29 protein-coding genes are annotated in these 22,726 nt (G+C 39.6%); all 29 read right to left on the reverse strand.

What is annotated here, in order from left to right:
- Positions 1-9: 9 nt before the first annotated feature.
- Entirely contained in the window at positions 10-228 is a 219-nt protein-coding gene (gene infA, locus R8N23_RS17240; protein WP_073122829.1) for a translation initiation factor IF-1, read from the reverse strand.
- A 13-nt stretch (positions 229-241) separates the two neighbouring features.
- Entirely contained in the window at positions 242-1,561 is a 1,320-nt protein-coding gene (gene secY / locus R8N23_RS17245; protein WP_084373635.1) for a preprotein translocase subunit SecY, read from the reverse strand.
- 3 nt (positions 1,562-1,564) lie between these two features.
- The gene (rplO, locus tag R8N23_RS17250) at positions 1,565-2,011 is read right to left on the reverse strand and encodes a 50S ribosomal protein L15 (RefSeq protein ID WP_318172853.1); all 447 of its coding nucleotides are present in this window, start codon (positions 2,009-2,011) and stop codon (positions 1,565-1,567) included.
- 28 nt (positions 2,012-2,039) lie between these two features.
- The gene (rpmD, locus tag R8N23_RS17255; RefSeq protein WP_318172854.1) at positions 2,040-2,219 is read right to left on the reverse strand and encodes a 50S ribosomal protein L30; all 180 of its coding nucleotides are present in this window, start codon (positions 2,217-2,219) and stop codon (positions 2,040-2,042) included.
- A 4-nt stretch (positions 2,220-2,223) separates the two neighbouring features.
- Entirely contained in the window at positions 2,224-2,742 is a 519-nt protein-coding gene (rpsE, locus tag R8N23_RS17260; protein ID WP_318172855.1) for a 30S ribosomal protein S5, read from the reverse strand.
- A 7-nt stretch (positions 2,743-2,749) separates the two neighbouring features.
- On the reverse strand, positions 2,750-3,097 hold the full coding sequence (rplR, locus tag R8N23_RS17265; protein WP_318172856.1) for a 50S ribosomal protein L18: 348 nt from the start codon (positions 3,095-3,097) through the stop codon (positions 2,750-2,752).
- Between the two features lie 8 nt (positions 3,098-3,105).
- On the reverse strand, positions 3,106-3,657 hold the full coding sequence (rplF, locus tag R8N23_RS17270) for a 50S ribosomal protein L6 (RefSeq protein ID WP_318172857.1): 552 nt from the start codon (positions 3,655-3,657) through the stop codon (positions 3,106-3,108).
- Between the two features lie 10 nt (positions 3,658-3,667).
- Positions 3,668-4,063, reverse strand: coding sequence for a 30S ribosomal protein S8 (gene rpsH / locus R8N23_RS17275; protein ID WP_318172858.1), 396 nt, complete (start codon positions 4,061-4,063; stop codon positions 3,668-3,670).
- 75 nt (positions 4,064-4,138) lie between these two features.
- Positions 4,139-4,408 carry a 30S ribosomal protein S14 gene (gene rpsN, locus R8N23_RS17280; RefSeq protein ID WP_318172859.1) on the reverse strand — a complete coding sequence of 90 codons (270 nt, stop codon included), beginning with the start codon at positions 4,406-4,408 and terminating at the stop codon, positions 4,139-4,141.
- Position 4,409: 1 nt separating this feature from the next.
- Positions 4,410-4,967, reverse strand: a complete 558-nt coding sequence (rplE, locus tag R8N23_RS17285; protein WP_318172860.1) for a 50S ribosomal protein L5 — start codon at positions 4,965-4,967, stop codon at positions 4,410-4,412.
- Complete coding sequence (gene rplX, locus R8N23_RS17290; protein ID WP_318172861.1) at positions 4,960-5,283, reverse strand: 50S ribosomal protein L24; 324 nt, start codon at positions 5,281-5,283, stop codon at positions 4,960-4,962. Before rplX ends, rplE begins: the two co-directional genes overlap by 8 nt.
- 28 nt (positions 5,284-5,311) lie before the next feature.
- Complete coding sequence (rplN, locus tag R8N23_RS17295) at positions 5,312-5,680, reverse strand: 50S ribosomal protein L14 (protein WP_318172862.1); 369 nt, start codon at positions 5,678-5,680, stop codon at positions 5,312-5,314.
- Positions 5,681-5,683: 3 nt separating this feature from the next.
- Entirely contained in the window at positions 5,684-5,941 is a 258-nt protein-coding gene (gene rpsQ, locus R8N23_RS17300; RefSeq protein ID WP_318172863.1) for a 30S ribosomal protein S17, read from the reverse strand.
- Between the two features lie 11 nt (positions 5,942-5,952).
- Positions 5,953-6,150, reverse strand: a complete 198-nt coding sequence (gene rpmC / locus R8N23_RS17305) for a 50S ribosomal protein L29 (protein ID WP_084374008.1) — start codon at positions 6,148-6,150, stop codon at positions 5,953-5,955.
- A 21-nt stretch (positions 6,151-6,171) separates the two neighbouring features.
- Entirely contained in the window at positions 6,172-6,597 is a 426-nt protein-coding gene (rplP, locus tag R8N23_RS17310; RefSeq protein ID WP_084373623.1) for a 50S ribosomal protein L16, read from the reverse strand.
- A 33-nt stretch (positions 6,598-6,630) separates the two neighbouring features.
- A complete protein-coding gene (rpsC, locus tag R8N23_RS17315; RefSeq protein ID WP_318172864.1) occupies positions 6,631-7,362 on the reverse strand; it encodes a 30S ribosomal protein S3 in 732 nt (243 codons plus the stop codon).
- A gap of 1 nt (position 7,363) precedes the next feature.
- Positions 7,364-7,750, reverse strand: coding sequence for a 50S ribosomal protein L22 (rplV, locus tag R8N23_RS17320; RefSeq protein ID WP_318172865.1), 387 nt, complete (start codon positions 7,748-7,750; stop codon positions 7,364-7,366).
- A gap of 11 nt (positions 7,751-7,761) precedes the next feature.
- The gene (gene rpsS, locus R8N23_RS17325; protein WP_084373620.1) at positions 7,762-8,037 is read right to left on the reverse strand and encodes a 30S ribosomal protein S19; all 276 of its coding nucleotides are present in this window, start codon (positions 8,035-8,037) and stop codon (positions 7,762-7,764) included.
- Positions 8,038-8,040: 3 nt separating this feature from the next.
- Entirely contained in the window at positions 8,041-8,865 is an 825-nt protein-coding gene (gene rplB / locus R8N23_RS17330; protein ID WP_318172866.1) for a 50S ribosomal protein L2, read from the reverse strand.
- Between the two features lie 11 nt (positions 8,866-8,876).
- On the reverse strand, positions 8,877-9,164 hold the full coding sequence (gene rplW, locus R8N23_RS17335; protein ID WP_318172867.1) for a 50S ribosomal protein L23: 288 nt from the start codon (positions 9,162-9,164) through the stop codon (positions 8,877-8,879).
- Between the two features lie 4 nt (positions 9,165-9,168).
- Entirely contained in the window at positions 9,169-9,798 is a 630-nt protein-coding gene (rplD, locus tag R8N23_RS17340) for a 50S ribosomal protein L4 (RefSeq protein WP_318172868.1), read from the reverse strand.
- A gap of 2 nt (positions 9,799-9,800) precedes the next feature.
- Positions 9,801-10,433, reverse strand: coding sequence for a 50S ribosomal protein L3 (rplC, locus tag R8N23_RS17345; protein ID WP_318172869.1), 633 nt, complete (start codon positions 10,431-10,433; stop codon positions 9,801-9,803).
- A 181-nt stretch (positions 10,434-10,614) separates the two neighbouring features.
- Positions 10,615-10,920 (reverse strand): 30S ribosomal protein S10, encoded by a 306-nt coding sequence (gene rpsJ / locus R8N23_RS17350; RefSeq protein WP_318172870.1) that lies wholly within the window; start codon positions 10,918-10,920, stop codon positions 10,615-10,617.
- Positions 10,921-10,932: 12 nt separating this feature from the next.
- Positions 10,933-13,038: an elongation factor G gene (gene fusA / locus R8N23_RS17355; RefSeq protein ID WP_318172871.1), complete on the reverse strand. Its 2,106-nt coding sequence runs from the start codon at positions 13,036-13,038 to the stop codon at positions 10,933-10,935.
- Between the two features lie 12 nt (positions 13,039-13,050).
- Entirely contained in the window at positions 13,051-13,518 is a 468-nt protein-coding gene (gene rpsG, locus R8N23_RS17360) for a 30S ribosomal protein S7 (protein ID WP_318172872.1), read from the reverse strand.
- Positions 13,519-13,537: 19 nt separating this feature from the next.
- Complete coding sequence (rpsL, locus tag R8N23_RS17365; RefSeq protein WP_084373612.1) at positions 13,538-13,918, reverse strand: 30S ribosomal protein S12; 381 nt, start codon at positions 13,916-13,918, stop codon at positions 13,538-13,540.
- Between the two features lie 119 nt (positions 13,919-14,037).
- Positions 14,038-14,376 carry a DUF3467 domain-containing protein gene (locus R8N23_RS17370; protein WP_318172873.1) on the reverse strand — a complete coding sequence of 113 codons (339 nt, stop codon included), beginning with the start codon at positions 14,374-14,376 and terminating at the stop codon, positions 14,038-14,040.
- Entirely contained in the window at positions 14,366-18,679 is a 4,314-nt protein-coding gene (gene rpoC / locus R8N23_RS17375) for a DNA-directed RNA polymerase subunit beta' (protein WP_318172874.1), read from the reverse strand. Before rpoC ends, R8N23_RS17370 begins: the two co-directional genes overlap by 11 nt.
- 48 nt (positions 18,680-18,727) lie before the next feature.
- Positions 18,728-22,600 (reverse strand): DNA-directed RNA polymerase subunit beta, encoded by a 3,873-nt coding sequence (gene rpoB, locus R8N23_RS17380; RefSeq protein ID WP_318172875.1) that lies wholly within the window; start codon positions 22,598-22,600, stop codon positions 18,728-18,730.
- Between the last annotated feature and the right edge of the window lie 126 nt (positions 22,601-22,726).

A 22,726-nucleotide genomic window follows, 5' to 3' on the forward strand; every position in this document is an offset into this window, starting at 1 on the left:
CAGCGATTTTTATTTATAACGATAAACGATTCTTCCTTTAGACAAGTCGTAAGGAGACATTTCCATTTTCACTTTATCACCAGGCAAGATTTTAATGTAGTGCATTCTCATCTTTCCTGAGATATGAGCGATTACTTCGTGCCCATTTTCCAATTCAACTCTAAACATTGCGTTAGACAATGCTTCTTTGATTGTACCGTCTTGTTCTATTGAAGCCTGTTTTGCCATTCTTAATTTAAAATTATGCTACTGCTATATTTTGAGATCTACCTTTCAACTTACCAGACTTCATCATGCCTTCGTAGTGTCTCATCAATAAGTAACTTTCAATTTGCTGAAGCGTATCCAATATCACACCAACCATAATCAGTAGTGAAGTACCTCCAAAAAATTGAGCAAAGTTTGTATTAACTCCAGCCATCTGAGCGAATGCTGGCATAATTGCCACCACTGCTAGGAATAAAGATCCTGGGAATGTAACTCTTGTTAACACAGTATCAATAAATTCAGAAGTTGCTTTACCTGGCTTAACACCTGGAATGAAACCTCCATTTCTTTTCATATCATCAGCGATCTGATTTGGATTAACCGAGATAGCCGTATAGAAGAAAGTAAACAACATGATCATGATTGCGAATGTCAAGTTGTATTCCCAAGACTGAAAGTTTGAGAATGTAGTAGCTACATACTGTGCTACGTCACTTGATTCAGCGAAGTATCCTCCTACCATTGAAGGCAAGAACATCAAAGACTGTGCAAAAATGATTGGCATTACGCCAGCTGAATTTACTTTCAAAGGAATGTATTGACGCTGACCTCCGTACACCTTATTACCAACCACTTGTTTAGCATACTGTACCGGTATTCTTCTTACCGCTTGTGTTAATAATACCACTGCCATCACTACGAAGAACAATGCTAAGATCTCAAGCAAGAAGAAAAGCGCTTCGCTCATTCCTCTAGTCACTGCTTCCTGCATCAAACTACCTGGGAATCTAGAGATGATACCGATCATGATCAACATGGAGATACCGTTACCGATTCCTTTGTCAGTAATTCTTTCACCCAACCACATACAGAAGATAGTACCTGCTGTAAGGATGGTCAATGAAGAAAGTGTGAACAAAAATTTATTTTCTAAAACAATCGCATCAGCTGGAATAGCTCCAGCTAAATAAGCACTACCCTGAGCGAATGTGATCGCAATGGTAAGTACTCTTGTGATTTGATTGATTTTCTTTCTACCACTGTCGCCTTCTTTCTGTAACTTCTGAAAATAAGGAACAGCCATAGTTAATAGCTGGATAACGATAGAAGCCGAGATATAAGGCATAATACCTAAACCAAAGATAGACGCATTACTAAATGCGCCTCCTAGCATGGTATCTAATATACCTAATATACCTGCAACGTTGTCGTCTAATTTAGAAGGATCGATACCAGGAAGAACAACGAATGAACCCAGTCTAAAGATGATTAAAAAACCGACTGTATTCAGTATTCTGACCCTTAGATCTTCAATGGTAAATATGTTCCGTATGGTACTAAAAAACTTCTTCATAGATTACAATGCTGTTGCTTTGCCTCCTGCTTTTTCGATAGCAGCGATAGCGGTTTTAGAAAAGTGATGAACTGTAACGTCCAACTTAGCTTTAAGCTCTCCTCTACCCAATACTTTAACTATATCGTTTTTAGCTGCTAAGCCATTTTCTACCAAAGTCTCAACAGTGATAGCAGAAGCTTTAGTTTTCTCAGCTAGCGCTTGAAGCGTATCTAAGTTGATTGGCTTAGTCTCAACTCTGTTAGGACTAGTAAAACCAAACTTAGGCACACGTCTATATAGAGGCATCTGACCGCCTTCAAAACCACCTTTTCTAGAATATCCTGATCTAGACTTAGCACCTTTGTGACCTCTTGTAGATGTCCCACCTCTTCCAGATCCTTGACCTCTACCAATTCTCTTGTCAGATTTAATCGATCCTTCTGCAGGTTGTAATGTATTTAATTTCATCTTTCTATGATTTCAGAAAATTCTAAAATTATTTATTCTCAACAGAAACCAAGTGACTGATCTTTCTGATCATTCCTTCTATCTGTGGCGTCAATTCTTTTTCAACAGATCTGTTGATTTTACCTAGACCCAATGCTTTGATTGTAAGCTTCTGATCGTTAGGTCTTTTTATGACGCTTCTCTTTTGTGTAATAACTACCTTGGCCATCTTATTATCCGTTAAAAACTTTTGACAATTCAACTCCTCTTTGACGAGCAACAGCATAAGGATCTCTCATTTGGCTCAATGCATCGAAAGTAGCTTTCACCACGTTGTGAGGGTTTGATGAGCCTTTAGACTTAGCTAGTACATCATGTACTCCAGCACTCTCCAATACCGCACGCATCGCACCACCAGCAATTACTCCTGTACCAGTTGCAGCAGGCTTCAACAATACATGTCCACCGCCGAACTTACCGATTGCATCGTGAGGCACAGTACCTTTGAAAACAGGTACTCTTACCAAATTTTTCTTAGCGTCGTCGATTCCTTTAGTAATAGAGTCAGTTACTTCATTGGCTTTACCCAATCCGTATCCTACAACACCATTTCCGTCACCCACAACTACGATAGCAGAGAAACTAAATCTTCTACCACCCTTTACTACTTTAGCAACTCTTTTGATCGCAACTACTTTCTCAGTTAATTCGATTTCGCTTGCTTTGATTGCTCTTATATTTTGCTTAGACATAACTCAATTAAAATTTAAGGCCTCCTTCTCTAGCACCTTCTGCTAAAGCTTTAACTTTTCCATGATAAGGATATCCACCTCTATCGAATACTACAGCTGATATTCCAGTACCTGTAGCTTTCTCTGCTAGCTTCTTCCCTACTTCTTTAGAAACCTCAATGTTGACATTGTTTTTTCCAATCTCAGCAGATGACGTAGCTGTCAATGTGTGACCGCTCACATCATCAATCAATTGAACGTATATGCCTTTATTGCTTTTGAAAACAGACAATCTTGGTCTTTCAGCCGTACCAGTAATCTTATTTCTGATACCTCTTCTGATTCTTAGCCTTCTTTGTTCTTTAGTAATCGCCATGTCTCCTATTATTTAGCAGCAGTTTTACCAGCTTTTCTTCTAATAATTTCACCAACAAATCTGATACCCTTGCCTTTGTAAGGCTCGATTTTTCTTAGGGATCTGATCTTCGCACTTACTTCACCAATCAACTCTTTATCCGATGACTCCAAAGTAACTATTGGATTCTTACCTTTTTGAGTTTCAGCTGATGCCTTAACTTCCTTAGGTATTTCCAAGAAAATATTGTGCGAATATCCAAGGTTCAATTCCAAAATCTGACCTTGTACAGAGGCTTTGTAACCTACACCTACAAGTTCCAATTCTTTCTTATAACCTTCACTTACGCCTTCTACCATGTTGAATAACAACGAACGGTACAAACCGTGAAGTGCTTTATGTCTTTTTTGTTCGGTTGGTCTTTGTACTGTAAGTACACCATCCTCTAAGGCAAGAATGAAATCTGTGTCAATTTCTCGCGCCAAAGTTCCTTTTGATCCTTTTACTGTAACTGATCCGCCGTTGATTGTAACCTCAACGCCTGATGGTATAGTAATCGGCTTTTTTCCTATTCTTGACATCTTATTCTAATTAATAAACGTAACACAATACTTCGCCGCCCACATTGTGCTGTCTGGCTTCTTTGTCAGTAATAACGCCTTTGGATGTAGACAAAATGGCTACTCCAAGACCGTTCAATACCCTGGGTAATGCGTCAGACTTAGCATATTTTCTTAGTCCAGGTTTACTTACCCTTTCCAAGTTTACAATCGCAGACTCTTTAGTCTCTGGATTGTACTTCAATGCAATTCTGATTTTCCCCTGGACACCATCCTCATCGAATTTAAAATTCTTAATGAATCCCTTGTCTTTCAACACTTTAGTGAGCTCCTTCTTCATGTTAGAAGCAGGAACCTCCACGATTCGATGATTTGCCTTGATGGCATTCCTCAATCTTGTTAAATAATCTGCTATCGGATCTGTCATTACAGTATACTTTTAACCCCCATTTCTTTACGGGGGTGCAAAGTTAGTTAATATTTTATATTTTAAAAACTCTTTTTACCAGCTTGCCTTAGTAACACCTGGAATTTTTCCATCGCTAGCCATCTCTCTGAATGTAACCCTAGAAATACCGAACTTTCTCATGTATCCCTTTGGTCTGCCTGTAAGCTTACATCTGTTGTGAAGTCTAACTTTAGAAGAGTTTCGAGGAAGTTTGTCTAAACCTTCGTAGTCGCCAGCTGCTTTCAATTCAGCTCTTTTAGCGGCATACTTAGCTACCAATCTTTCTCTTTTTCTTTCTCTGGCTTTTATTGCTTCTCTTGCCATATCAATTATTATTTTTCTTCACGAAAGGCATTCCAAACGCCTTAAGTAGTTCATAACTTTCTTCGTCAGTCTGAGCAGATGTCACGAAAGTGATATCCATACCAGAAATCTTGTTCACTTTATCGATACTGATTTCAGGGAAGATGATTTGCTCTTTTACACCCAATGTGTAATTTCCACGTCCATCAAAACCTTTGTCTTTGATACCTCTAAAGTCTCTTACTCGAGGAAGTGCTACAGTCATCAAACGATCCAAGAATTCGTACATCTTGTCTCCTCTCAATGTTACTCTAGCTCCGATTGGCATTCCTTCTCTCAACTTAAAGTTAGAGATTGAAGTTTTAGCCAAGGTGGCTACAGCCTTCTGTCCTGTAATTTGAGTTAATTCCTCAACACCGGCATCTACCAATTTCTTATCAGACACAGCTGCTCCGATTCCCTTGTTAACAGAGATCTTCTCTAGTTTAGGAACCATCATTACAGATTTGTATTGGAACTTCTCTTTAAGAGCAGGAACTACGTCCTTCTCATAAATATCTTTTAATCTTGGATTAGCCATTTTTGATTACCTCCCCTGTTTTCTTTGAAAATCTTTGCAATTTGCCATTTTCGTCTAGCTTTCTACCAATCTTGGTAGCTTCGCCAGTCGCTGCATCCACAAGCATTAAATTGCTCATATGAATAGATGCTTCAACTTTTTTAATACCACCTTCAGGGCTTTCAGCCGACGGCTTGGTGTGTTTAGTCACCATATTCAAGCCTTCTACGATTGCTCTATATTTTGAAGGAAATACCTCAAGAACAGCTCCTGTTTTTCCTTTCGAGTTTCCTGAAAGTACTTTAACGGTGTCTCCTTTTTTGATGTGAAATTTCATGATCTAAATTTTTCTACGCTATGATAAATTACAGCACCTCTGGAGCCAATGAAACAATTTTCATAAACTGCTTTTCTCTAAGCTCTCTAGCTACAGGTCCGAAGATACGAGTACCTCTTGGTTCACCACTTTCTGCTAACAATACAGCTGCATTGTCTTCGAATCTGATGTAAGAGCCATCTTTTCTTCTTACCTCTTTCTTAGTCCTTACTACTACTGCTTTTGACACAGTACCTTTTTTTAGGTTGGAAGAAGAAAGTGCTGACTTTACTGTTACAACAATTTTGTCACCAACAGAAGCATATCTCTTACCGGTTCCTCCTAATACACGGATGCATAGTACTTCTTTAGCACCACTGTTATCCGCTACACTTAGTCTTGATTCTTGTTGTACCATCTCTTATTTAGCTCTTTCAATTATTTCAACCAATCTCCACCTTTTGTTCTTAGACAAAGGTCTTGTTTCCATGATCTTTACAGTATCGCCGATACCACAATCATTATTCTCATCATGAGCAGCAAATTTCTTTGTCTTGATCATGAATTTTCCGTACATCGGGTGCTTTACTTTACGTAATACCTCTACAGTGATAGTTTTCGACATTTTGTCGCTTACCACTTTTCCGATACGCTCTTTTCTTAAATTTCTGGCTTCCATCTCGAACTAACTTATTGTTGGGCGATTTGTTTAGCCCTGATTTCAGTACTTAACCTTGCTACCAATTTCTTAGCCTCTTTCAATCTCATAGGATTTTCGATTGGCGTGATAGCATGCGCAAATTTCAACTTTGCGTAATTTTCTTTCTCAGCTACAAGCTTGCCTTTCAATTCATCAAGCGATAAGCCTTTGATTTCAGAATTTTTCATAATTTCCTCTATTTATAGGTATTACCCTTGTGCTTGAAAATCTCTTCTAACAACAAACTTTGTTCTCAACGGCAACTTCTGCTGCGCTAATCTCAAAGCTTCCTGAGCTAACTCTTTGCTCACACCTGCAGCTTCAAATAAGATTGTTCCAGGTTTCACGACTGCTACCCAGTATTCTGGCGCACCCTTACCTTTACCCATCCTTACTTCAGCAGGCTTCTTTGTTACTGGCTTGTCTGGAAATATTCTAATCCAAACCTGTCCTTCCCTTTTCATCGCTCTGGTCATGGCAATCCTGGCAGCCTCTATTTGGCGACTAGTAATCCAACCTGGCTCTAGGGACTTAATTCCAAAAGTACCGAAGGCTAAAGTGTGACCTCGCTGTGCGAGTCCCTTTACTCTACCTTTTTGCTTTTTTCTGAACTTCGTTCTTTTCGGTTGTAACATCTCTTAAATATTTTGTTCCTCTAGAGTGAGGGATTATTGTCTTCTTTTTCTTCTAGGACCTTCATTGCCACCTCTTGGGCCACGGTTTCCGCCACCTGCACCTTGGTTGCTCATGCCTACGTTAGGAGATAAATCTCTCTTACCGTACACTTCACCTTTGAAGATCCATACTTTGATACCAATCTTTCCGTAGATCGTATGCGCTTCAGAAATCGCATAGTCAATATCAGCTCTCAAAGTATGCAAAGGAATTCTACCTTCTTTGTACTGCTCAGTTCTCGCCATCTCGGCACCGCCCAATCGGCCAGCCACTTTGATTTTGATCCCTTCCGCTCCTACTCGCATTGAAGAAGCGATTGCTTGCTTCATTGCTCTTCTGTAAGAGATTCTTGCTTTCAATTGCTGAGCGATAGACTCACCAACCAATGCCGCATCCAATTCAGGTCTTTTGATTTCGAAAATATTGATTTGCAAATCCTTTCCAGTAAATGCTTTCAACTCTTCCTTAATCTTATCAACTTCAGATCCTCCCTTTCCAATCACAACACCTGGTCTGGCCGTGTGAATTGTCAAAGTGATTCTTTTAATGGTTCTTTCTACTACAATCTTAGAAATACCTCCTTTAGGAATTCTGGCTTTGATATACTTTCTGATTTTGGTATCTTCTACCAATTTGTCAGGAAAGGTCTTGCCACCGTACCAGTTGGAATCCCAACCTTTAACAATTCCTAATCTTAGTCCTGTAGGGTTTACCTTCTGTCCCATCTTATTTGTTTTCTGAAGTTTCAGTATTCTTTTCTTCGCTCTCTGCGTTGTGGCTATCCACAACCAACGTCACGTGGTTAGATCTCTTTCTAATTCTGTGCGCTCTTCCTTGCGGAGCAGGTCTCAGCCTTTTCAAAATTCTTGCACTATCTACAAAAATTTCTTTTACGTATAGATCCGCTTCTTCAAGCTTCTGATCTTCGTTTTTAGCTTCCCAATTAGAGATGGCAGATAATAATAATTTATCTAATCTAGCAGCACCTTGCTTTGCCTCAAACTTCAGTACGTTTAATGCATGGTTTACTCTTTGGCCTCTTACCAAATCAGCAACCACTCTCATCTTACGAGGAGAGGTAGGTACGTTTTTTAGTTTTGCTACAGCTTCCATAGTTCAGCTAATTATTTTCTTTTGTCCTTTTTATTAATATGACCTCGGAAGTTTCTCGTAGGAGAGAATTCGCCCAACTTATGGCCTACCATGTTTTCAGTTACAAACACAGGGATAAACTTGTTTCCGTTGTGTACTGCAAATGTGTGTCCTACGAAATCCGGAGATATCATCGACCTTCTTGACCAAGTTTTGATCACTGATTTCTTGCCTGAATCATTCATGGCATCGACTTTATTTTCAAGTCTGAAATCTATATAAGGTCCTTTTTTTAAAGATCTTCCCATTGCTTATTTCTTCTTTTTACCAATGATCAACTTGTTAGAATATTTCTTAGGTGCTCTGGTCTTTTGACCTTTAGCAAAGATACCGTTACGAGATCTAGGGTGACCTCCAGACGATTTACCTTCTCCACCGCCCATTGGGTGATCGACAGGGTTCATTGCTACACCTCTTACTCTAGGTCTTCTACCCAACCATCTGTTTCGACCAGCTTTACCCAATCTCACGTTCATGTGGTCACCGTTTGATACGGTTCCGATAGTAGCCAGACAAGTAACAAGTACTAATCTCATTTCACCAGAAGGCAATTTTACAGTTGCGTATTTACCTTCTCTTGCCATCAATTGCACGTATGCTCCAGCACTTCTTGCCATCGATGCTCCTTTACCCGGCTTCAACTCCACATTGTGGATGATTGTACCTAAAGGAATCTCAGATAACAATAGTGTGTTACCCACTTCTGGTGCTACACCCGGGCCAGACAATAAAGTATCGCCAACCTTCACTCCTTCAGGAGCAATGATATATCTCTTTTCACCATCTGCGTAGAATAACAAGGCAATTCTTGCAGTTCTCATTGGATCATACTCAATAGTCTTCACAGTAGCCGGTATTCCGAACTTTTCTCTTTTGAAGTCTATTGCTCTATATTTTCTCTTATGACCTCCACCAACGTTTCTGATAGTCATTCTACCAGAATTGTTACGTCCACCATTTCTGTGAACTGCTTTAGTCAAAGATTTCTCCGGAGTAGAGCTAGTGATCTCATCAAATACAGGTGCAACCCTATATCTGGTACCCGGCGTCATCGGTTTTAATTTTCTTACAGCCATTTTCTAACTATTTATACTCCTCCGTAAAAATCAATTATATCTCCTTCGGCCACTTGCACGATCGCTTTCTTGAAAGAAGCAGTTCTTCCAGATACCACTTTCGATTTAGTGTACTTAGTCTTTGCGTTGCCTTGGTAAACCATTGTGTTTACTTTCTCAACCGTTACTCCGTAGGTTTTCTCTACTGCTTTTTTGATCTCAACTTTGTTAGCATTTTGATCAACTATAAAGCCATATTTCCCACTTTCATTAAGCGCAGAGACTTTCTCGGTAACTAGTGGTTTTCTTAGTATACTCATCTTCTTATTTAGTTAATAAGTTCTGAATTTTTTCAATAGAACCTTCGCAAAGTATCAAGTTGTCCGCATTCAACAAATCATAAGTATTGATTTGATCTGCAGTTGTTACTTTCGTTTTCTGAAGGTTGTTAGACGACAACACAACATTCTTATTGTCTTCAGCTAATACTAGCAACGTCTTCTTATTATTTAAAGAAAGACTTGTCAATAAGCTCTTGTATTCCTTAGTCTTTGGTGCTTCGAAGCTAATGTCTTCAAGAACAGAAATACTTTTTCCAGTTGCTTTGTAAGACAAAGCTGACTTTCTAGCCAAAGTTTTCAACTTCTTGTTTAGCTTGAAAGAATAGTCTCTTGGTTCTGGACCAAAAACTCTTCCTCCACCTCTGAACAAAGGCGATTTGATACTACCCGCACGTGCGGTACCAGTACCTTTTTGTTTCTTTATTTTCTTAGTCGATCCAGCAATTTCTGCTCTTTCTTTCGACTTGTGAGTACCTTGTCTCTGATTCGCTAGGAACTGCTTAACATCTAAATAGATAGCATGATCGTTTGGCTCGATGCCAAAAACGTCCTTAGCCAAATCAACTTTTCTCCCGGTATCCTCACCGTTTCTGTTTACTACGGATACTTTCATGACTATTTCTCTAGAATTACAGTTCCATTCTTAGGTCCTGGTACAGACCCACTAACTAAAATCAGATTCTTCTCAGGAATAATCTTCAATACTTGAAGATTAGTTACTTTGACTCTGTCGTTACCAGTTCGGCCAGCCATTCTCATTCCTTTGAATACTCTCGCAGGATAAGATGCTCCACCAATAGATCCAGGTGCTCTCAGTCTGTTATGCTGACCGTGAGTAGCTTGTCCAACACCACCGAAGTTGTGTCTTTTTACTACGCCTTGAAAACCTTTACCTTTTGAGTTGGCAATTACATCAACAAAATCTTCCTCTTGGAAAATATCTGCTACACTTAGTTCTTGTCCAAGTTCTACACCTCCTTCAAACTCAACTCGGAAATCTCTAAATTCCACTAAGTGTTGCTTAGGAGTAGTTTTCGCTTTCGCGAAATGACCTTTCAAGGCTTTAGTCGTACGCTTTTCTTTACGCTCACCGTAACCAAGCTGTACAGCTGTATACCCGTCAGTGTCTTCGTTCTTAACTTGCGTTACAACGCAAGGACCAGCTTCTATCAATGTGCATGCGACGTTACGTCCATCGGCCCCAAAGATGCTAGTCATCCCAATTTTTTTTCCTATTATACCTGACATTTCAGTATTAAATTTCTTTAATAATTTTCGCCTTTTCGTCCACTTGTTCGGAAAAGGAGTGCAAAGATAGCAATTAATAAATTGCAGTCAAATAATTCCTAAACAAAAAAGTAACAATTCCGTAAGGCACAAAAAAAGAACCACGCTTACACGTGGTTCTCATATTTTTAAAGTCTATTAATTAGACCTTAATCTCTACATCTACACCACTTGGCAATTCAAGCTTCATCAATGCATCTACAGTTTTTGCACTATTAGAGAAGATATCTACCAATCTCTTGTAAGTACAAAGCTGGAATTGCTCACGAGCTTTCTTGTTTACGTGGGGTGACTTCAATACAGTAAACTTTTCTTTTACTGTAGGAAGTGGAATAGGTCCGCTTACTACAGCACCAGTAGTTTTTACTGCTCTCACGATTTTCTCAGAAGACTTGTCTACCAAGTTATGGTCGTAAGACTTTAGTTTAATTCTAATTTTCTGATTCATAACTAATATGCTTTAAACGGCCTCGCCTTTTACCTTTTTAATTACTGCATCCGCAATGTTCTTTGGAACCGGATCGTAGTGTGAGAATGTCAATGAAGCAGTTGCTCTACCAGAAGTCATTGTTCTAAGGTCAGTGATATAACCAAACAACTCAGATAACGGAACGTCCGCTTTCACCACTTGAGAATTTCCTTTTACGTCCATTCCTTTCATCAAACCTCTACGTCTGTTCAAGTCACCAGTCACATTACCAGTATATTCATCTGGAGTAACTACTTCAACACCCATGATAGGCTCAAGTAATACTGGGCTTGCTTTTTTAGCAGCTTCTTTAAATCCAATCTTTGCAGCCAATTCGAATGAAAGAGCATCTGAATCCACATCATGGAAAGAACCGTGATACAATTTCACTTTCATGCTATCCAAAGGATATCCAGCCAAAGGACCATTGTCCATTGCAGATTTGAATCCTTTCTCAATTGCTGGAATAAATTCTTTTGGAATTACACCACCAACAATTTTATTATCAAACTGCAATCCTGTTTTATCGAAATCCTCATCTACTGGAGACAATTCGAATACGATATCGGCAAATTTACCTTTACCCCCAGATTGCTTTTTGTAAACCTCTTTGTGATCCACCAATGATTGGATAGCTTCTTTGTATGCTACCTCAGGAGCTCCCTGGTTGATTTCAACCTTGAATTCTCTCTTCAATCTATCGATGATAATATCCAAGTGAAGCTCTCCCATACCTCTCAAGATGGTCTGACCAGTTTCGTGATCAGTTTCTACTTGAAGTGTAGGATCCTCTTCTACCAACTTAGCGATTGCCATTCCTAGTTTGTCCACGTCTGCTTGAGTCTTAGGCTCAATAGCGTATCCAATTACAGGATCAGGGAATACCATTGACTCAAGAACGATTTTGTGTTTTTCGTCACAAAGCGTATCTCCAGTTTTGATATCCTTAAATCCTACTACTGCAGCAATATCTCCAGCGTGGAATTGATCAATCTGATTTTGCTTGTTAGCATGCATTTGGAAGATTCGAGAGATTCTCTCTTTCTTCATAGTTCTTGTATTAAATACATATGAACCTGAATCCAACTTACCTGAATAAGATCTAGCAAAACACAAACGGCCTACGAATGGGTCAGTTGCAATTTTGAACGCTAGTGCTGCAAAAGGCTCATCTTCAGATGGCTTTCTGACAGTTGGTTCTTCAGTATCAGGATTGATACCTTCGATACCTTCTCTATCCATCGGAGAAGGAAGCAATTCCATTACGTAGTCCAACATGGTCTGAACACCTTTGTTTTTAAAGGCAGATCCACAGAACATTGGAACGAAGTCCATATTGATGGTTGCTTGTCTAGAAGCAGCAATGATTTCGTCTTTACTAATTGAATTAGGATCTTCGAAATATTTTTCCATCAAAGTCTCATCGTATTCAGCTACTGCTTCCAACAATTGCTCTCTGTAATGGTCCACATCATCTACCATATCAGCAGGGATTTCGATTTCTTCGAAAGTCATACCCATATCTGCTTCATTCCAGATCATGGCTTTTCTTTCTACCAAATCAACCACACCTTTGAATCCTTCTTCAGCACCGATTGGTAATTGGAAAGGAACTGCTTTAGTACCTAGTCTCTCTTTTACCTGGTTACACACCATCAAAAAGTCAGCTCCAGCTCTGTCCATTTTATTGACAAAACCTAGACGAGCTACGTTGTAGTTATCTGCTAGTCTCCAGTTAGTTTCAGACTGAGGCTCTACACCATCAACTGCACTAAACAAGAAAACCAAACCATCTAATACTCTCAAAGATCTGTTTACCTCAACGGTAAAATCCACGTGACCAGGAGTATCAATGATGTTGATATGATATTTATTGTCTTTATAAGGCCAGAATACAGTAGTAGCCGCAGAAGTAATAGTAATACCTCTTTCTTGCTCTTGCTCCATCCAGTCCATGGTAGCTGCACCATCGTGCACCTCACCAATTTTATGACTTACGCCTGTGTAATACAGGATACGTTCGGTAGTGGTAGTTTTCCCAGCATCAATGTGTGCTGCAATACCAATATTTCGAGTCAGTTTAAGATCTCTTGCCATCGTTTCCTGTTATTAAAATCTAAAATGTGAAAATGCTTTGTTCGCTTCAGCCATTCTGTGAACGTCATCTTTCTTCTTCACAGCAGCTCCTTCACCTTTAGCAGCAGCAATAATCTCACCAGCCAATCTCTCTTTCATTGTCTTCTCTCCTCTGGCTCTTGAGTATGAAATCATCCACTTAATTCCTAGGGAAGTTTTCCTGTTCGGTCTTACTTCTATAGGAACCTGAAAAGTTGCACCACCTACACGTCTACTTTTCACCTCTACTGAAGGCATGATGTTGTTAAGCGCTTTTTTCCAAGTTTCAAGACCATTCTCACTTGTTTTTTCTTCTACGATAGCTACTGCATCATAAAAGATCGAATAAGCAATACTCTTCTTTCCGTCCACCATCAGGTAGTTCACAAACTTCGATACTAGCGTATCTTGGAACTTCGGATCCGGAAGAATATATCTCTTCTTTGGTTTCGATTTTCTCATTTTTTCTTTAAATCAATTTTTACTTTTTGTCTTTAGGCTTCTTAGCTCCGTACTTCGATCTTCTCTGAAGACGGCCACTTACACCGGCAGTGTCTAAGGCTCCTCTAATGATGTGGTATCTTACACCCGGTAAATCTTTTACCCTTCCTCCTCTGATCAATACAATCGAGTGTTCTTGAAGGTTGTGACCTTCACCTGGAATGTAAGCATTCACTTCCTTGCCATTGGTTAACCTTACCCTAGCAACTTTTCTCATCGCAGAGTTAGGTTTCTTAGGCGTGGTCGTATATACCCTGGTACATACACCTCGTCTTTGCGGGCAAGAATCCAATGCAGGAGACTTTGACTTTGACACCAATGTCTTTCTGCCTTTTCTTACTAATTGTTGTATAGTAGGCATTTACTTATTATTTATATATTTCAATTCCTCCGAAAATTTTCGGAACGCAAAAATAGGGATTAAGTATTTCTGAACAAAATATCCTAACCCCTAATTATCTTATTTATTAATCTGTACCGTTAAGCCTCGCCTACTGCCCCACCAAAATTCATTGGAAATTTAGGAGAATCGTCTACGTGTTTTATTGGTCCAAACGTTTGTTCGTATTTATTGATATTATCCTGAAGCGCAGCAAACAGCCTTTTCGCATGTTCCGGAGTCACTACAACTCTAGATTTCACTTTGGCTTTTGGCACTCCTGGCATCAATCGAATAAAATCAATTACAAACTCAGAATTAGAGTGGGCGATCATAGCCAAATTGGCATAGACACCCTCTGCTATTTCTTCAGACAATTCAATATTAATTTGATTGCCCTGCTGAGCTTTGTCTTGATTCTCTTCTTTCTTATTGCTCATCTGTTTGGTATTCTTTTGACTTTTCGAATTCCTCTTTAGATGAAACTAAAGAATCATATTCTTCCTGAGAACCTACGATCAAATCCTGGAATTGTCTCTGTCCTGTACCTGCTGGGATCAAGTGTCCAACAATTACATTCTCTTTCAATCCGTTCAATGTATCTCGCTTACCTCTGATAGACGCTTCACTCAATACTTTGGTGGTTTCCTGGAAGGAAGCCGCAGAGATGAAACTCTGTGTACCCAAAGAAGCTTGCGTAATACCCTGAAGTGTCGGCTTAGAAACAGCAGGTTCAGCATTTCTGACTTGTACCAGTTTCATGTCCTTACGCCTCAAGCTCGAATTTTCATCTCTCAATTGTCTTGAGGTAATGATTTGTCCTTGCTTCAAGTTTGCAGATTCTCCTGGCTCAATGACAACCTTCATGTCCAGGATCGAATCGTTTTCTTCCATAAACATTAATTTGTCAACTATCTGACCAGGCAAGAAACTAGTATCTCCTGCGTCAAGAATATTAACTTTCTGCATCATCTGTCTCACGATAGTCTCAATGTGTTTATCATTGATCTTCACACCTTGCAGACGATATACTTCCTGAATTTCATTTACCAAATACTCTTGAACAGCGGTTGGGCCTTTAATTGCCAAAATATCCGCAGGAGTAATTGCACCATCAGAAAGTGCGTACCCAGCTTTTACAAAGTCATTGTCCTGAACTAAGATGTGCTTAGAAAGCGATACCAAGTATCTCTTTTTCACGCCATCCTTAGATTCGATGAAAATTTCTCTGTTACCTCTCTTGATACCACCGTATGTTACCACACCGTCGATTTCAGAAACTACAGCTGGGTTAGATGGGTTTCTAGCCTCGAATAGTTCTGTTACTCTTGGAAGACCCCCAGTAATATCCCTAGACTTACCCATTGTTCTTGGAATTTTCACCAAGATTTGACCAGCCTTAATTTTATCTCCTTCGTCCACTGCCAAGTGAGCACCTACTGGAATGTTGAATGTATATTCTTCATCCTTAGACTCTACTATAATGGCAGGGTTTTTAGTTTTATCTTTAGTATCGATAATTACCTTCTCTCTGTGACCAGTTTGCTCATCAGATTCTTCTTTGTAGGTAATACCTTCTACGATAGATTCGAAATTAACTGTACCATCAGCTGCAGAAAGAATAACTGCATTGTATGGATCCCAGTGACAAAGCTTATCCCCTTTCTTCACTTTCTTCTTGTTTTTCACATCCAAGAAAGCACCGTAAGGCACGTGATTAGTAATCAAAGTTTTACCAGACTCAGGATCTACGATTCTGATCTCTCCAGTTCTACCCATTACTACTTCTACAGCATCGCCATCTGCGTTGGTTGTTTTGATTGCTCTCAAACCTTCCATCTCAACCACACCATCAAATTTCGCTGGAATAGTTGCATCAACAGCAATATTAGATGCGGTACCCCCAACGTGGAATGTTCTCAATGTCAACTGTGTACCAGGCTCACCGATAGACTGTGCAGCAATTACGCCTACAGCTTCACCACTTTGTGCCATAGCACCCGTAGCCAAGTTACGTCCATAACATAATGCACAAACACCTTTCTTAGACTCACAAGTCAATACAGATCTGATCTCAACAGATTCAATAGCTGTATCGTCTACTTTCTCTGCTAACTCTTCTGTAATTTCAATGCCTGCAGGAATCAACAATTCTTCAGTAATCGGGTCATATACATCATGTACAGACACTCTTCCCAAGATTCTTTCAGATAACGGCTCAACGATATCCTCGTTGTCTTTCAAGGCTGAAACGTCCAACCCTCTCAAAGTACCACAATCTTCTTCGTTGACTACTACATCCTGAGATACGTCTACCAAACGTCTTGTCAAGTAACCCGCATCTGCAGTTTTCAATGCTGTATCGGCCAAACCTTTACGAGCACCGTGAGTAGAAATAAAGTACTCGATTACATCTAGCCCTTCCTTAAAGTTGGATAGAATTGGGTTTTCAATGATCTCACCAACAGAACCTTGTAAGTTCTTTTGTGGCTTGGCCATCAAACCTCTCATTCCGCCCAACTGACGAATCTGCTCTCTAGAACCCCTCGCACCTGAGTGCATCATCATGTAGATCGAGTTGAATCCTTGATCTTCTTCTTCGAGCTGCTTCATCAATGTACCAGTCAACATAGAGTTGATTCTGGTCCAGATATCAATAACCTGATTGTATCTCTCGTTGTCAGTGATCAGACCCATTTGGTAGTTTTGCCATACAGCTTCCACTTCCTCTTTAGCCTGAGCTACCAACTTATCTTTTTCTTCTGGAATGTTGATATCACCAAGTCCCATAGACAATCCGCCTTTGTAAGCAGACTGGAATCCAAGGTGCTTGATATCATCAAGGAACTGTGCCGTTCTGGCCATTCCTGAAATTTTGAACACGTTAGAAATGATTTGCTGTAATTTCTTCTTAGACAACAACTCATCTACGAAACCAACTTCTTCAGGTACCAACTGGTTGAATATAACTCTACCAGCAACAGTTTCGATAATCTTAGTCTCCAACTCACCACTTGCAGTACGAACCTTAGTTCTTACTTTGATGAAAGCATGCTTAGACAATCTACCTTCATTGATTGCGATTTCTACTTCTTCAGCACTGTAGAAAGTCATGCCTTCTCCAGCTACTACTTCTTTATCAGTACTTCTCTTTCCTTTAGTTACATAATAAAGACCTAAAACCATATCCTGAGAAGGTACCGTAATCGGCGCTCCGTTAGCAGGGTTAAGGATGTTGTGAGAAGCCAACATCAATACTGATGCTTCCAAGATCGCTTCATGGCCTAAAGGCACGTGAACCGCCATCTGGTCACCATCAAAATCGGCGTTGAATGCTGTACAAGCTAATGGGTGTAATTGAATCGCTTTACCTTCAATCATTTTAGGCTGGAAAGCCTGAATACCCAACCTGTGAAGCGTAGGAGCTCTGTTAAGCAGTACAGGGTGTCCTTTCAATACATTCTCAAGAATGTCCCAAATCACAGGATCCTTACGATCAACGATTTTCTTCGCTGATTTTACTGTCTTAACAATTCCTCTTTCTATTAATTTTCTGATAACGAATGGTTTGAAAAGCTCGGCAGCCATTCCTTTAGGAAGACCACATTCGTGCATTTTCAATTCCGGTCCTACTACAATTACAGAACGACCAGAGTAATCCACCCTTTTACCAAGCAAGTTTTGACGGAATCTACCTTGCTTACCTTTAAGCATATCACTCAAAGATTTCAAAGCTCTGTTTCCATCAGATCTTACTGCGTTTACTTTTCTTGAGTTATCGAAAAGTGAGTCAACCGCTTCCTGAAGCATACGTTTCTCATTTCTAAGAATTACTTCTGGTGCTTTGATATCGATCAATCGCTTCAAACGATTGTTTCTGATAATCACTCTTCTATAAAGATCATTCAAATCAGAGGTAGCGAATCTACCACCGTCCAATGGCACCAATGGTCTCAATTCCGGAGGAATAACCGGCACCATTTTAATGATCATCCACTCAGGCTTGTTTTCGATTCTAGTTTTGGCATCTCTAAATGCTTCAACCACTTTCAATCTTTTCAAAGCTTCTGCTTTTCTCTGCTGAGAAGTATCAGTAGCTGCCTGGTGTCTTAGTTCGTATGATAATTCATCTAGTTTGATTCTAGACAAAGACATTTCTAATGCCTCTGCTCCCATCTTCGCGATAAATTTGTTTGGATCGTCGTCATCCAACAATTGGTTTTCTCTTGGCAATTTGTCCAAGATATCCAAGTACTCATCCTCAGTCAAGAAATCGTGACGAGCAATACCATCTTCTTCTTTCGCTCCTGGCTGGATCACCAAGTAACGCTCGTAGTAAATGATTTGATCTAATTTCTTAGTAGGAATTCCAAGGAGATATCCAATCTTGTTAGGTAGAGATTTGAAATACCAGATATGTGCAACAGGTACTACCAACTCGATGTGTCCCATGCGCTCACGTCTTACCTTCTTCTCGGTAACTTCAACACCACATCTGTCACAGATAATACCTTTATATCTGATTCTCTTATATTTCCCGCAATGACATTCCCAATCTTTTACTGGACCGAAAATACGCTCACAGAACAATCCACCCATTTCGGGCTTATACGTTCTATAATTGATAGTTTCAGGCTGTGTAACCTCACCGTGTGAGCTTTCCAGAATAGATTCGGGAGAAGCTAAACTCACTGTAACTCTCGAAAAGTTGCTGCTTAGCTTTTTGCTTTTTCTGAATGCCATAATTACAATCTTATATGTTAATGACCCGAAGGTCTTATGATCAATTAATTAGTCTAAAGTAATTTCAAGAGCCAAACCTCTCAATTCGTGAACAAGTACGTTGAACGACTCTGGAATATTTGGTTTGTTCATATTCTCGCCTTTTACGATGGCTTCATATGCTTTTGCTCTACCGATGACATCATCCGATTTGATTGTCAGGATTTCTTGAAGCACGTTGGCTGCACCAAATGCCTCCAATGCCCAAACTTCCATCTCACCAAAACGCTGTCCACCAAACTGTGCCTTACCACCCAATGGCTGCTGAGTAATCAGCGAGTAAGGTCCGATTGATCTTGCATGCATTTTATCATCTACCAAGTGACCTAGTTTCAGCATGTAAATCACACCTACAGTAACTGGCTGATCGAATCTATTACCAGACAATCCATCGTAAAGGTAAGTTCTACCATACTCAGGCAATCCAGCTTCTTTCAATTCTGAAGCTACTTGATCCATGCTAGCTCCATCGAAAATTGGTGTAGCATATTTTCTACCCAATTTCAATCCAGCCCAACCTAGAACGGTTTCGTAGATCTGACCAATGTTCATCCTTGATGGTACACCCAATGGGTTCAAACAGATATCAACAGGCGTTCCATCTTCCAAGAAAGGCATATCTTCCTCTCTTACGATTCTGGCTACTACTCCTTTGTTACCGTGACGACCCGCCATCTTATCACCTACTTTCAATTTACGCTTCTTAGCCACGTAAACTTTAGCAAGCTGAACGATGCCTGCTGGCAATTCATCCCCAACTTCCAAAGTGAATTTCTCACGCTTGAAGATACCACCGATATCGTGTCTCTTCTTGCCAAAGTTTTTGACTAATTCAAAAACCATTTTGTTCACTTTCTCATCGGCAGTCCAATTATCCAACAACAAGTCACCAATAAGGTTTACTTCGTCTTGAACATTGTAATTAGACTCGTCTCTATAAATATTCTTTTCAGGGAAAAGGTTCTCTTCAATATTCTTAGCATTGAACTTCACACCTTTCGACATGATTTCATCACCAAATTTATGTTTAACACCCTGACAAGTTTTACCTCCAAGAAGCTCAACCAATTTAGAGATCATTACACCTCTCAATTCTTTCAACTCTTGAGAGTAATTGTTTTTCAAAATCTCAACTTCTCTCTTAGTTTTTGCTCTAAGATCTTTGTCCTTCTTAGGTCTAGAGAACAATTTAGTATCGATAACCACACCTCTTAATGATGGAGAAGCTTTCAAAGAAGCATCTTTCACATCACCCGCTTTGTCTCCAAAGATGGCTCTCAATAATTTCTCTTCCGGTGTCGGATCAGTTTCTCCTTTAGGAGTAATCTTTCCTATAAGAATATCACCTTCTTTGATTTCAGCTCCGATTCTGATGATACCATTCTCATCAAGATTTTTTACTGCTTCCTCACTTACGTTTGGAATCTCAGAAGTCAATTCCTCTTCACCTCTTTTTGTATCTCTAACTTCTAATTCAAATTCATCAATGTGAATTGAAGTAAACACGTCATCTCGTACAACTTTCTCGGAAATTACGATCGCATCCTCAAAGTTGTATCCTTGCCAAGGCATGAAAGCCACTGTCAAGTTTCTACCTAGAGCCAATTCGCCATCTTCTGTAGCAAATCCTTCACAAAGTGCTTGACCTTCAGATACGATATCTCCCTTCAACACGATTGGCTTCAAGTTGATACAAGTATCTTGGTTTGTTCTTCTGAATTTGATTAGATCATAAGTAATATGCTCTTCATCAAATGAAACCAATCTTTCATCTTCAGAAACGTCATACTTCACTACAATCTTAGTTGCATCCACTTCTACTACTTCACCTTTTCCTCTAGCGAGAATCAATGAACGAGAATCTAATGCCACTCTCTTCTCCAAGCCTGTTCCTACGATTGGTGCCTGAGGCTTCAACAATGGCACCGCTTGGCGCTGCATGTTGGATCCCATCAAAGCTCTGTTCGCATCATCATGCTCCAAGAAAGGAATCATTGACGCTGCTACAGATACAATCTGGTTAGGCGCCACATCCATATATTTAAGATCTTTCGGTCCTACCACTGGGAAGTCACCTTCGAATCTTGCTTTAACTGTATCATTCACAAAGTTTCCATTGTCTTCCAATGGAGCGTTTGCCTGTGCAATGTTGTAGGTATCTTCTTCTTCAGCAGTCAGATACTTCACATTACTGGTCATATTTACCACGCCATTCTCTACTTCTCTATAAGGAGTTTCGATGAATCCCATGCTGTTTACTTTCGCATGCACACAAAGTGAAGAAATCAAACCAATGTTTGGACCTTCCGGTGTTTCAATCGTACAAAGACGACCGTAGTGTGTGTAGTGAACATCTCGAACCTCAAAACCAGCTCTTTCTCTAGAAAGACCACCTGGTCCAAGTGCCGACATTCTTCTTTTGTGAGTCACCTCTGCTAGTGGATTCGTTTGATCCATGAACTGAGATAACTGGTTCGTTCCGAAGAAAGAGTTGATCACAGAAGAAAGTGTTCTTGCATTAATCAAATCAATAGGTTTGAACTCCTCGTTGTCACGAACGTTCATTCTTTCTTTGATGGTACGAGCCATTCTTGAAAGACCTACGCCAAACTGAGCGTAAAGCTGCTCACCCACAGTTCTAACTCTTCTGTTACTCAAGTGATCGATATCATCCACCACTGCTTTTGAATTGATCAAACCGATCAAATATTTTACGATCAAGATGATATCCTCAGTAGTCAATACTCTTGAATCGTTGCTTAGGTCTAATTGAAGCTTACGGTTGATTCTATATCGACCAACTTCACCTAAGTCATATCTCTTATCACTGAAGAACAAGTTGTTGATGATGTCCCTTGCGGTCTGCTCATCAGGTGCTTCAGTGTTTCTTAATTGTCTATAGATTTGTTCTACCGCTTCTTTTTCAGAGTTTGAATTATCCTTCTGAAGCGTGTTGTAGATAATAGAGTAGTCAGTAATATTTACGTCCTTCTTGTGAAGGATGATAGATTTAGAACCTGAATCTACGATGGTTTCTATATCCTCTTCGTTGATTACTGAGTCTCTTTCTAATACGACTTCATTTCTATCGATAGATACCACTTCTCCAGTATCCTCATCCACGAAATCTTCAGTCCAAGTTCTAAGAACTCTCGCTGCTAATTTTCTACCAATAACTTTCTTCAACTCTTTAGCATTCGCTGGAATCTCTTCAGATAATCCAAACAAATCCAAGATGTCCTTATCAGATCCATATCCAATAGATCTCAAAAGTGTAGTTACTGGGAATTTTTTCTTTCGGTCAATGTACGCGTACATGACGTTGTTTACGTCAGTTGCGAATTCTATCCAAGATCCTTTGAAAGGGATAATTCTTGCAGAATATAATTTAGTACCGTTGGTGTGCTTACTTTGGGCAAAGAATACACCTGGTGATCTGTGCAGCTGAGAAACAATTACTCTCTCTGCTCCATTGATTACGAACGACCCTTTGGCAGTCATGTATGGGATATTTCCCAAGAACACTTCCTGCTCGATGGTTTCAAAATCATCATTGTCCTCATCGTTACAAGACAATTTCAATTTTGCCTTTAGAGGAACTGAATATGTTAACCCTCTATCGATACACTCATCCACGTTGTATTTTGGTGGATCTACCAAGTAATCGATAAATTCAAGTACAAAATTCTCTCTTGAGTCAGAAATAGGGAAGTTTTCTGAGAAAACTTTAAAAAGTCCTTCCTGAATTCTTTTTTCAGCGGGCGTTTCCAACTGAAAAAAATCTTCAAAAGATTGTAATTGAACCTTCAAGAAATCAGGATAATCAATCACTGATTTTATCGAAGAAAAATTAATTCTTTCGGATTTATTTTTACTAGCCAAGGCCGTACAATTTTATGTGATAATAATGTAAGTAATTGTCTCTACAAAAACACAACTTGCAGAAACAGGAAAAGACCCCGATAGATATCGGGGCCTAATTTTTTAGACGTTTTTAAAACTAAAAAC

Origin of the sequence: Reichenbachiella sp., assembly GCF_033344935.1 — a bacterium.
Classification (GTDB): domain Bacteria; phylum Bacteroidota; class Bacteroidia; order Cytophagales; family Cyclobacteriaceae; genus Reichenbachiella.

What these genes read in the sequence shown, in the direction of transcription:
- infA (WP_073122829.1), bottom strand. Translation starts at nt 228, where the DNA reads ATGGCAAAACAGGCTTCAATAGAACAAGACGGTACAATCAAAGAAGCA.
- secY (WP_084373635.1), bottom strand. Translation starts at nt 1,561, where the DNA reads ATGAAGAAGTTTTTTAGTACCATACGGAACATATTTACCATTGAAGAT.
- rplO (WP_318172853.1), bottom strand. Translation starts at nt 2,011, where the DNA reads ATGAAATTAAATACATTACAACCTGCAGAAGGATCGATTAAATCTGAC.
- rpmD (WP_318172854.1), bottom strand. Translation starts at nt 2,219, where the DNA reads ATGGCCAAGGTAGTTATTACACAAAAGAGAAGCGTCATAAAAAGACCT.
- rpsE (WP_318172855.1), bottom strand. Translation starts at nt 2,742, where the DNA reads ATGTCTAAGCAAAATATAAGAGCAATCAAAGCAAGCGAAATCGAATTA.
- rplR (WP_318172856.1), bottom strand. Translation starts at nt 3,097, where the DNA reads ATGGCGATTACTAAAGAACAAAGAAGGCTAAGAATCAGAAGAGGTATC.
- rplF (WP_318172857.1), bottom strand. Translation starts at nt 3,657, where the DNA reads ATGTCAAGAATAGGAAAAAAGCCGATTACTATACCATCAGGCGTTGAG.
- rpsH (WP_318172858.1), bottom strand. Translation starts at nt 4,063, where the DNA reads ATGACAGATCCGATAGCAGATTATTTAACAAGATTGAGGAATGCCATC.
- rpsN (WP_318172859.1), bottom strand. Translation starts at nt 4,408, where the DNA reads ATGGCAAGAGAAGCAATAAAAGCCAGAGAAAGAAAAAGAGAAAGATTG.
- rplE (WP_318172860.1), bottom strand. Translation starts at nt 4,967, where the DNA reads ATGGCTAATCCAAGATTAAAAGATATTTATGAGAAGGACGTAGTTCCT.
- rplX (WP_318172861.1), bottom strand. Translation starts at nt 5,283, where the DNA reads ATGAAATTTCACATCAAAAAAGGAGACACCGTTAAAGTACTTTCAGGA.
- rplN (WP_318172862.1), bottom strand. Translation starts at nt 5,680, where the DNA reads ATGGTACAACAAGAATCAAGACTAAGTGTAGCGGATAACAGTGGTGCT.
- rpsQ (WP_318172863.1), bottom strand. Translation starts at nt 5,941, where the DNA reads ATGGAAGCCAGAAATTTAAGAAAAGAGCGTATCGGAAAAGTGGTAAGC.
- rpmC (WP_084374008.1), bottom strand. Translation starts at nt 6,150, where the DNA reads ATGAAAAATTCTGAAATCAAAGGCTTATCGCTTGATGAATTGAAAGGC.
- rplP (WP_084373623.1), bottom strand. Translation starts at nt 6,597, where the DNA reads ATGTTACAACCGAAAAGAACGAAGTTCAGAAAAAAGCAAAAAGGTAGA.
- rpsC (WP_318172864.1), bottom strand. Translation starts at nt 7,362, where the DNA reads ATGGGACAGAAGGTAAACCCTACAGGACTAAGATTAGGAATTGTTAAA.
- rplV (WP_318172865.1), bottom strand. Translation starts at nt 7,750, where the DNA reads ATGGAAGCTGTAGCAAAACTAAAAAACGTACCTACCTCTCCTCGTAAG.
- rpsS (WP_084373620.1), bottom strand. Translation starts at nt 8,037, where the DNA reads ATGGGAAGATCTTTAAAAAAAGGACCTTATATAGATTTCAGACTTGAA.
- rplB (WP_318172866.1), bottom strand. Translation starts at nt 8,865, where the DNA reads ATGGCTGTAAGAAAATTAAAACCGATGACGCCGGGTACCAGATATAGG.
- rplW (WP_318172867.1), bottom strand. Translation starts at nt 9,164, where the DNA reads ATGAGTATACTAAGAAAACCACTAGTTACCGAGAAAGTCTCTGCGCTT.
- rplD (WP_318172868.1), bottom strand. Translation starts at nt 9,798, where the DNA reads ATGAAAGTATCCGTAGTAAACAGAAACGGTGAGGATACCGGGAGAAAA.
- rplC (WP_318172869.1), bottom strand. Translation starts at nt 10,433, where the DNA reads ATGTCAGGTATAATAGGAAAAAAAATTGGGATGACTAGCATCTTTGGG.
- rpsJ (WP_318172870.1), bottom strand. Translation starts at nt 10,920, where the DNA reads ATGAATCAGAAAATTAGAATTAAACTAAAGTCTTACGACCATAACTTG.
- fusA (WP_318172871.1), bottom strand. Translation starts at nt 13,038, where the DNA reads ATGGCAAGAGATCTTAAACTGACTCGAAATATTGGTATTGCAGCACAC.
- rpsG (WP_318172872.1), bottom strand. Translation starts at nt 13,518, where the DNA reads ATGAGAAAATCGAAACCAAAGAAGAGATATATTCTTCCGGATCCGAAG.
- rpsL (WP_084373612.1), bottom strand. Translation starts at nt 13,918, where the DNA reads ATGCCTACTATACAACAATTAGTAAGAAAAGGCAGAAAGACATTGGTG.
- R8N23_RS17370 (WP_318172873.1), bottom strand. Translation starts at nt 14,376, where the DNA reads ATGAGCAATAAGAAAGAAGAGAATCAAGACAAAGCTCAGCAGGGCAAT.
- rpoC (WP_318172874.1), bottom strand. Translation starts at nt 18,679, where the DNA reads ATGGCATTCAGAAAAAGCAAAAAGCTAAGCAGCAACTTTTCGAGAGTT.